Annotated in this window: 8 protein-coding genes and 1 pseudogene; 1 reads left to right on the top strand and 8 read right to left on the bottom strand. The window is 45.7% G+C overall.

The genetic code is table 11. The features are described 5' to 3' along the window. The 8 genes from ACRC32_RS22060 to ACRC32_RS22095 all read right to left on the bottom strand — a co-directional run. A partial coding sequence (locus ACRC32_RS22060) for a Mo-dependent nitrogenase C-terminal domain-containing protein (RefSeq protein ID WP_438555987.1) occupies positions 1-185 on the bottom strand: 185 nt, incomplete at its 3' end. 300 nt (positions 186-485) lie between these two features. Continuing rightward, entirely contained in the window at positions 486-1,448 is a 963-nt protein-coding gene (locus ACRC32_RS22065) for a hypothetical protein (protein WP_438555988.1), read from the bottom strand. Between the two features lie 680 nt (positions 1,449-2,128). Further along, entirely contained in the window at positions 2,129-3,310 is a 1,182-nt protein-coding gene (locus ACRC32_RS22070) for a PAS domain S-box protein (RefSeq protein WP_438555989.1), read from the bottom strand. Further along, complete coding sequence (locus tag ACRC32_RS22075) at positions 3,307-5,781, bottom strand: ATP-binding protein (protein WP_438555990.1); 2,475 nt, start codon at positions 5,779-5,781, stop codon at positions 3,307-3,309. The genes ACRC32_RS22070 and ACRC32_RS22075 overlap by 4 nt, the downstream gene beginning before the upstream one ends. Beyond that, the gene (locus ACRC32_RS22080; protein ID WP_438555991.1) at positions 5,778-5,933 is read right to left on the bottom strand and encodes a hypothetical protein; all 156 of its coding nucleotides are present in this window, start codon (positions 5,931-5,933) and stop codon (positions 5,778-5,780) included. The genes ACRC32_RS22075 and ACRC32_RS22080 overlap by 4 nt, the downstream gene beginning before the upstream one ends. Next, complete coding sequence (locus ACRC32_RS22085; protein ID WP_438555992.1) at positions 5,930-7,408, bottom strand: sugar ABC transporter substrate-binding protein; 1,479 nt, start codon at positions 7,406-7,408, stop codon at positions 5,930-5,932. Before ACRC32_RS22085 ends, ACRC32_RS22080 begins: the two co-directional genes overlap by 4 nt. Next, the gene (locus tag ACRC32_RS22090) at positions 7,405-7,530 is read right to left on the bottom strand and encodes a hypothetical protein (RefSeq protein ID WP_438555993.1); all 126 of its coding nucleotides are present in this window, start codon (positions 7,528-7,530) and stop codon (positions 7,405-7,407) included. Before ACRC32_RS22090 ends, ACRC32_RS22085 begins: the two co-directional genes overlap by 4 nt. Continuing rightward, the gene (locus ACRC32_RS22095) at positions 7,521-8,882 is read right to left on the bottom strand and encodes an ABC transporter substrate-binding protein (RefSeq protein ID WP_438555994.1); all 1,362 of its coding nucleotides are present in this window, start codon (positions 8,880-8,882) and stop codon (positions 7,521-7,523) included. The genes ACRC32_RS22090 and ACRC32_RS22095 overlap by 10 nt, the downstream gene beginning before the upstream one ends. On the opposite strand from ACRC32_RS22095, the pseudogene ACRC32_RS22100 reads away from it, so the two are divergent. After that, positions 8,845-9,098: pseudogene (locus ACRC32_RS22100) on the top strand (carbohydrate ABC transporter substrate-binding protein); the annotation flags it as partial. The gene ACRC32_RS22095 and the pseudogene ACRC32_RS22100 overlap by 38 nt on opposite strands.

The raw sequence follows: 9,098 nt of genomic DNA on the forward strand, positions 1-9,098 counted from the left end.
GGAATTCGGAAAATAGTGCGATTGAAAAGTTTTATTTCCCGCTCAAAAGGACAACGAGCAGGGATTGCGATGCACAGCAATCGAGCTAGATTGGAGTTATGAATTTCAATAGAGTCAAGCCATTGGCATGGCGATCGCAATAGATTAAATTTGAAATGAGTTAAGGTGATAGTAAAGCCAGACATTTGTGATGACCTCTTATTATTTTCGAGTCGATTAGTTATTATAGTTTTTAGCAACTCTTCTACTTACTAAGTTAATTTATAACTTTGCATTTGTCGTTACATAAATTCTCTGAAATTTTATAAATAAAACTCAGAAAAACACAGGTGAACTAACTAAAACTTTGAGAAGCGATCGTACTTAGTTTAAAGAAACTCTAAGCTTGGTAGTAATATCTGCTGCTAAAATCTCTGGTAATCTCAGGTAATAAACTAGAGGAGTCATAGGGGCGCACAACTGTACGTCCCTACAAAAATCGAACATTAATTCTGAATTCTCCAATTTTCTGTCTCCTGTTTCCTGTTTCCTTTTTGAAAAAGTCTCGTAGCGTGATAGCAAACTTTTTCTCGCAAGCGGTAAACATCTTTAGCGGTCAAATTTAACTGAGAAGCGATCGCTTGCTGCGATTGTCCTTGCAGGTATAAATTTAACCATTGAACGGCTGAATGTCCCAACTTTTGTTCTAGGTATTGAGATAGCTGCTGTTTAACTTCATCTCGCTCGCTCTGTTGCTCTGCGGCTTCTTCTTGTTCCTTGTATTGCCCGATCGCTTGTACATCTAGCAAGTTGAAGCTGCGATCGCTATCTTCAGTAGGAATTTGAGCAAAAACAATCCGAATCTCACTGCTGTTCGGTACTTGCGTCACTCCTCCTGGTGCATAGCGACGCATATAGTTGATGAAGCGGTAGACGATCAGCGGTTGATTGCGAACTGGTCGCAAACAGTATTCTTCGATCGCAGTAAATAGTAAGGCGTTTCGCAAGCGAAGGTCATCCGTACATTCAGCGATCGCTGTTATTTGCTGTTGTAGGTAACAATCGCGTTGCAGTAAATCTTGCAAAAACTCTTGTAATACTTCGCTAATTTGACAACGGCGATCGCGACTGAGAGCCACCATCATGCGGATTTTATTTTGTAGCACTACTAAACTACTCAAGCGGGTCAAGAGGCGGCGATACCCCTGTTCTGGTGCTTGTCCTAAATAACGATTCTGCAAAATCCGGTAGCGGTATGCTATCCCTTGCTGTGCGAGTTTAAACTGCTGTGAGTCCAGACGTTCCGAACGGTTTCCCAGTAGCCAGCAGACAATACTCTCTTTGGTAGCTGCACTGCAATTAGGATAGTCAAATGCCAACTGCCATTGCCAAATCTGGGCTAGATCTTGGAGCGCGATACCTTGGCTGGTATCGAATTTTGGTTCTAAAGGTAATGTGACAACTTGCATTTGTGACTCCTGGCGTTGCTGAAAGGGTAATGATGATTTCGCTAGAATAAAGAAAACGTCTCAACTCCAACTCCAATTGCTACGGTCAAGAACGGGCAGCGTCAAGGCAGGCAGTGTTAAAAATGCAAGCTGCGCGATCGTCAGCTCTCAAATGAGAGTTATATTTATTGCTAGAACTCTTGCAAATTATCTACTGCAAACTTACCTTTTTAAAGGCTGTTGCTGCATACCTTTCGTTCATTAATGTAATTTGATAAATTGTATTTGTCATTACAGGAAATCTCTGGACTTGCTTGAGTCCTAATCTTAGGACAACAGAGATATCAACCGATACTTACGGAACGGTTACCACAGTTGAAAAGCTGCAAGTGGTTGTCACCCTAAGAGAACTTGAAATACTAAAGGTTTCCTTGAGTAGCTAAAATCTCTGATAATCTCAGGTTAACCTGCTTTTCAATACTTCGTAGCAACAAGCTTGGGGGAATAGAATTCGCGGTTACATAATCGTAGACGCATAGCGGCTTGCCGTAGGCTAGTCCGCCGGCGCGGACTGACGGACTATCTAGAGTTTTAACCCACGTAGGTGAATTTTGTACGCGGCTAAGGTTGGGCAACCCGTTGCCCAACCGCCCGCTTCTGTGTAGTCGCGACTTGCAGTCGCCCCTATGCAAGATGTGAGCTTAAGGGCGATCGCCAATCTTAGCGATCGCGCCTACCAAGCAATTCTCTGCTGCATCAATTCGTAGTGCTAATAGCACCCAAATTATCGTTCCGTCTTGTTTGCGGATTTGGATTTGGCACTGGCAGACTTTTCCCGCCGCCTGTTTTGCTGCCAAGATCTGCTGTTGGGCAGTCGGATCGCTCAAAAAATCAGTTATGGATTTTTGCGCGATCGCATCTGTGGTACTATAACCGAGTATTTGCCCAAAGTGCTGATTAGCATCCAGCAGCGAACCATCGAAAAGGCGTATAGAGAAAATCCCTACGGGCGCAGACTCGAACAAATGGCGAAACTTCGCTTCGCTGCCAAGCAGTGCCGCTTCTGCCTGTTTGCGAGCAGTGATATCGCGAACGATCGCACAATTGTACTCTTGACCGTTAAACTCTAAATAATTAGCAGTTATTTCCACGCTGATGTCCCGACCATCTTTAGTCCGTGAGGTCGATTCAAAGGTGAAGGAGCCTTTCTGCCGAATTTCCTGCCAATGTGACTGCCAGATTGTTGATGGAAAATTGGGATTGACATCGCAAACAGCCATATCTAGCAATTGGGTGCGAGAGTATCCCAGGATGCGACAGGCTGCTTCATTGACATAGACAAACCGTGCATCTGCATTAATGATACAGATTGCATCTCTAGATTTGTCTAAATAAAACTGGCTCAGCCATAGTGCTGACTCTGCTTTTTGGCGATCGCAAATTTCTTGTTGCAGGCGAGCATTTTGCTCTGTCAGCTGCTGTTGTAACCGCCGCAGCGTCAGATTATTCTCTACACGGGCAAAAACTTCTTCTTCACTGAAGGGTTTCGTGATGTAATCAACTCCCCCGACTGCAAAAGCTTTAACTTTATCGATGACCTCATCTAGGGCGCTGATAAAAATTACCGGAATATCGCGGGTTGTTGGTGAAGCTTTCAGGTGTTGGCAGACCTCATAGCCATTCATGTTTGGCATCATGATGTCAAGCAAAATTAGATCGGGCGGGGCAGCTTGCGCTGTCATCAAGGCTGTTTTTCCGTCGATCACTTTACGGACTTCATACCCTAGCTGAGATAGCATCGCAGATAGAAGTCGTAAGTTATCCGGCTTATCGTCAACTACTAAAATATTCGCTTTAGGCTCCTGAGCGCGATCGTCATTCATGCTGAATCTAGTTGCGTTAGATCGATAATCTTATCAATACGAAAGTTATTTACTAAATCGGCTAGAGCAGTTGCCATAGGAGCATAATCCTGTGGAATTTGTTCTAGAAGATCGAAAATCAGCTTCTCATCAGTCCGCAGTGCTGCTTGGTGTAGCTGTGCCACCCACTCAAGAGGCATGACTCTCAAGCTTTGGGCTGTCAGCGTATAGGGTTCTTTTTCTTCCTGCTGACTGGCGATCGCTACCTGCTGGGTGCTTTCTTCATAGATATAACGCACCCCTAAATACTGCATCATTTTTTCCCAGATAACTTCTTCCCGCAAGGGCTTGCGGACAAAATCATTACACCCAGCAGATAAAACTACAGCGCGTTCCTCGTCAAAGGCACTAGCTGTTAGAGCGATGATAATCGTCGCATGACCTTTTAGATGGGCTTTAATCTGTCTAGTCGCTTCATAGCCATCCATCACTGGCATTCGCATATCCATCCAGATTAATTGTGGTTGCCAGCTCTCCCAAATCGCCACTCCTTCTTCACCATTTTCAGCTTCGCGCACCTCGAAGCCCACTGATTCCAGCATCTTGACTAGAAGTTGGCGGTTTTCCCATTTATCTTCAACTACCAAGATACGATACTTCGGTTGGTCGGGCGCGAGTCCAATGACTCGCCGATAGTGCTGTCGAGGCTGCACTTCCACCACTGCTGCGGGGTTAACTGGAATCTCGAAACTAAAAATCGTTCCATGACCCAAAGTCGTGCTAACCGCGATCTCTCCTCCCATTAAGCGCACGAACTGTTGGCTAATAGTTAAACCTAGACCAGTTCCTTCATGGGATTTTCGACCTGCTTCCGTTTGGACAAAGGGTTTAAACAATCTCTCCAACTCTGATGCTGCAATGCCAGGACCAGTATCTTCAACTTCAAAGTGTAGGATACAGGTAGGAGTAGATGGCAGAGGGGATGTCTCTTGCTTATCCTGCTTCGTTCTCACGCGCAAGATTGCTCCGCCTGCTTGAGTAAATTTAATTGCGTTACCCAGAAGATTAATCAAGACTTGGCGCAATTTGCTCTCGTCTGCGCGTACGCATTGGGGAACTTCAGGGGTGCGTTCAAAGATCAGCTGTAAGCCCTTGGCTTCTGCTTTTAGCCGTAACATCTCTTCTAGTGAATCCAATAGCTCGTAGAGATCGAAGCTATTTTCATTGAGGATTGTGCGCCCTGCCTCAATTTTAGCCATTGACAGGACATCATTAATTAAAGTCAGCAAATGCTCGCCACTGCGATTAATCGTGTCTAAATTTTCTAGCTGTGCCGCGTTGAGCGAGCGATCGCGGCTCATCAGTTGGCTGAAACCAAGAATGGCGTTGAGTGGAGTCCGTAGTTCGTGGCTCATGTTAGCCAAAAATTCGCTTTTGGCAAGGTTGGCAGCTTCAGCTTCTTGTGCTTTTTGTTCCAATTTATGGCTGTAATTCTCTAACTGCTCGCGAGAGATTTGTAACTGTCGCGTTAGCCAATACACTCCAATTGATAGACAACCCACCGATGCTAGTCCTACGAGTACGATTGTTCCTGCCAGTTGGCGAGCAGGGGCAAATGCTTCTTCCTGCTGCATCTCCACTAACAAAGCCAGATCTTGCTCGTTCAGCCAGCGATAGACACCAATTACAGGCAGTTTGGCATAGTTTCGATAAAGTCCAGAGCCGCTGACACCACTCATTGCCGCATCAATGCCTTGGCTGCTAATTCCTTCGGGAAATTCCCGTGCTTCAGTTTTATCTGCTTTAGAGATAAAAGCGTTTTTTGTGACCAAAGAGCCGACTAAGTATGTCTCACCGCTATTACCCAAGCCTGTACGTTCTCGGACGATCCGATCGATGCGGTCTAAGTTGAGGTGAGCTAAAATGATACCTTGGCGCACTCCTGCTGCATCGCGTAGGGGCGTTGCCAAGGTAACTGACGGCTTACCCGTAACGGGTGAAACGTAGAAAATCGGGTCAAAGGTAGCTGTTGCCTCAACTCGTTCAAAATAGGTAACGTTAGCTAAAATTTCGTAGTTACCTTCGCGCTGCTTGTCAGTTGATAGAACGATCTGATTGCTGCGATCGAGGATGAAAATTTCTCTTAAAGCTGGCTTGGTTTGGGTGACACTAATTAGGTAATTGGAGAGAATTTTATCAGCGGCAAGATAATTCGGATCGGCGGTTTTGCCACTTAGTAATATCTTGATATTCCTTTGTAGCTCTGGATGCTGAGTTACGAGGAGAAAATCTCGTTGCTGGTCTTCAAACCAACGCCCAATTTCTTCTTCTTTCAGGGTAGCAGCAACGCTGAGGCGATTGAAAGCAGCCTGCTTGAGAGCCTCTCTAGCACTGAAGAAAGCAACGCTTCCCACCACGCCAACAGCCACTAGGGATAGAACTAAGAAGGAACTGGCGACTTTAGCAGTCAGGTGTTGATTCCAAGACTTCATTGAAAATTGGTAATTGGTAGTTGGTAGTTGGTAGTTGGTAAGAGAGTGGTGCGTGAATTAATGCGTGAATTTTGAATTTTGAATTGCTCCCTCAGCCCCCTCTGCTCTCTTCCCTCACTACTCACCCCTTCAATGTATAATTTCTGCGTCAAAAGGAAGTACTTTGCTGCCACCGATCGAAAATTTGCTTCATCCGCGCGATCGCTTCATCCGCTGCTTGCTCTGGGGATATGCGATCTACAACTATGCGATTGAGAGCTTTGCCCCAAAGATTCTCCGCCACAACTAGGCTGTAAGCGGGATTTTGGACGTGATAAAATGGGCGCGTTTGACCCTGGATCAGTTGCTTCATGGCAGTCGAGATATGGGGGTCGGTTGGATCTGTCCAGAAAGGATCTTGCCAAACTTGCCGATTAACTGGCAAAAAACGTCCTCCCGCAGCTTTGAAATATTCTCCAGCTACCTCTGGTCGGATTAAATAGGCGAGAAAGTCTTTGGCTAATTTCTGGTGCTGGGACTGGTTAAATACAACAGCCTGCCTCAGTGTAACCAACAGACGCATTGGCTTACCACTAGGTTTATTGGGAAACTCGATCGTACCCAGCTGATAACGGTAGACATTCGGATTTTGACGCACAGCAGCAGCAATTGAAAGCGTCAAATTGGGTGTTGTCAGCACAATGCGGTTGAGCAAGCTGCGATTGTTATCTGGATTTGACCAGTCGATCGCATCTGGTGGCACGTAGCCCTGACGGTAAAATTTGGCATACCACTCTAAGCATTTAACAATGCCTTGACGCACTTCGGGATCGTTTACGCGCAGTTGACCTTGGGAGTTGAGAATCTGGACATCGTAGGCTTCTAAAATCTGTTCAAAAAAGAAGTAGGTTTCCACAGCTCCTATCGAGAAAGGAAAACCTAAGCCGTAAATCTGCCGCTTTTGCTTTGCCCGCAGATCGCGCTGTGCTTGCGACCAAAAATCCCAAAAGCCATTCCAATCTTTAGGAATATCCCGTTCGCGCCGACCTACTTGCTCTAGCAAGTCCCGCCAGTAGAAGATGTGGATAGTTGCCTGATAAATTGGCACTGCATAGTAACTTCGCTTTTTATCTACATTGTTATAAAAATTAACGGCTTGTAGCGCCGAATTGGGATAAAGCTGCTTTATTGGTGCGATCGCATCTGAGACATCTGCTAGTTTGCCCTCCCAAGCCAGACGCGGATTTAGCTCCTCCCCAGCACGGTGACTCATTAAGAGATCGGGTGGCTTGCCTACCTTAATTGCCCTTTCCGCCTTCTGTAATAGCTCGTCGGTGGGATAAAAAGACAGCTTGACTTTGTTGCCAGTTTGTTGTTCCCAGCGGCTTGCAGCTCGTTGCAGTGCTTCGTCTTCTTCCAAGGTAAAGCCTTTATCCCACCAGATATTCAACACTGTACTCTCAGTAGAGGAATTGCTGGCTGAAGATACACTGACTTTAGAGTTTTGTTCTTGAGCGTTTTGAGTGCAAGCAACAACTGTGAGACTGAGAAATAATGATAGAAATTTGTAGCGACAGCTCAACCTAAAGCGATCGCGACGTTTAAGTCGTAAGTCGTAAGTCGTAAGTCGTAAGTCAGAACTAGTCACGGTTTAAGTCGTAAGTCGTAAGTCGTAAGTCGGAACCAACTGCTCGTGCGCTCCTTGCTCCCTACTCTCTTCCCCCTGCTCCCTGCTCCCTGCTCGTGCGCTCCCTGTTTCTTCACTGCCATTGAGCGAAGATTTGCTTAATTTGGGCGATCGCTTCATCTGCTGCTTGTTCGGGAGCAACGCCATTGACAACGACTTTATTAACAGCCTTACTCCAAATACTTTCCTTTAGAACTAGGCTGTAGGCAGGGTTTTGGGCAGTAGAAATCAGGCGCGTTTGTTCTTGCATGACTGGCTTGGCAGCAGTGGAGATGTGAGGATCGCTCGTGTTTGTCCAATATGCGTCTTTCCAGACGAGTTTATGGACTGGCAAAAAACGCCCTCCCGCAGCTTTGAGAAAACTGCCGATGATCTGCGGTTGGATTAAATAAGCGAGAAAGTCCTTGGCTAACTTCTGGTTCTTGGAGTCGGCTAGGACAACCGCTTGCTTAACTAGAGCTAAATAACGCATCGGCTTACCACTGGGTTTATTAGGATACCCGATTGTGCCAAGCTTATAGCGGTAAAGGTCTGGTTGTTGGCGCACAGCAGCAGGAATCGAGAGGGAATTGTTGGGAGTCATAATTATCAGGCGATTGAGCAAGCTGCGATTATTGTCTGGGTTCAGCCAGTTAATTGCCTCTGGTGGTACATAGCCCTGTTTGTAAAATTTAGTGTACCAATCTATACACTGAATAATGCCTTGGCGAACTTTGGGATCGTCAACGCGCAGTCGACCCTGAGAATCTAGAATTTGAACGTCATAGGCTTCTAAAATTTGCTCAAAAATTTCATAGGTATCCACAACTCCAGCTGAGAGCGGAAAGCCGATTCCATAAATCTTCCGATTGTGTTGGGTTTGCAGGGTATCCTGCATTTGTTTCCAAAACTTCCAGAAGCCATCCCAATCCTGGGGAATATCCTTCTCGCTGCGTCCTGCTAACTTGAGTAAATCGCGCCAGTAAAAAATATGAGGTATCCCTTGATGAATCGGGATTGCATAATAGCTGCGCTGTTTTTTGAGGTTGTTATAAAAATAAACACTGGCTAATACAGTGTCGGGATAAAACTGCTTCACTGGTGCGATCGCATCTGAGACATCTGCCAATTTGCCTTCCCAAGCCAAACGCGGATTCAACACCCGATCGGCATTATCATTCATTAAGATATCGGGCGGACTTCCCGCCTGAATTGCCCTTTGAGCTTTTTGCGAGAGTTCGTCATTGTTATAGAAAGAAAGCTTGACTTTGTTGCCAGTTTGTTGCTCCCATCGGCTCACAAGTTGTTGCAACGCTTCATCTTCTTCCAAGGTATAACCTTTATCCCACCAGACTTTCAAGACTTGACTTTCATTTGAAGACTCGTTGACTGAGGATAGGTTTGTTTCAGAGTCGTTAGTGCAGGCGATCGCGATCGCGATCGTGGCGATCGCCATTGCTTGCACTAACAGCTCTGAAACAAACCTATCCTCAGTCAACGAGTCTTCAAATGAAAGTCAAGTCTTGAAAGTCTGGTGGGATAAAGGCTATACATTGGAAGAAGATGAAGCGTTGCAACAACTTGTGAGCCGCTGGGAGCAACAAACTGGCAACAAAGTCAAGCTTTCTTTCTATAACAATGACGAACTTTCGCAAAAAGCTCAAAGGGCAAT

It is taken from the genome of Chroococcidiopsis sp., from assembly GCF_051657925.1.
GTDB lineage: Bacteria > Cyanobacteriota > Cyanobacteriia > Cyanobacteriales > Chroococcidiopsidaceae > Chroococcidiopsis.